A 371-nucleotide genomic window follows, 5' to 3' on the forward strand; every position below is an offset into this window, starting at 1 on the left:
ATTTATATGCAGACGTTCCACTATCACATCCAAGCCATTTACAACAAATATACCGCTTTCTTGTTGCTTATTTGAAAGGATGAAATTTACCAAATCAATATTATTAATAGTGGTATCGATAGGATGACCAATAACATTTTTGCTTTTTATTTTAAGCATGTTTTCCAGGAATTCATTAAAGACAACAATCCTTCCTTTATAATCAATAGCTAGTATTCCATCACCAACACCATCAATAACTTGATGAAGTTGTCGATGAGCTTTAGCTAGATTCTTCGTTAAATCTACTATTTTTCGATAGTATCTCTCAGAAACATGGTTACCTGACTCCTCCATTAAATGAAATCGATCTAGAATGGACATGATTGTAG

1 protein-coding gene is annotated in these 371 nt (G+C 32.3%); it reads right to left on the bottom strand.

Annotated features, from left to right (window positions below):
* Nucleotides 1-371, bottom strand: a 371-nt coding sequence (locus AC1DJR_RS34055; protein ID WP_477004677.1) for a PAS domain-containing protein, incomplete at both ends; no start/stop codon positions are given.

The sequence above is a fragment of the Bacillus sp. 05T31 genome, from assembly GCF_056396725.1.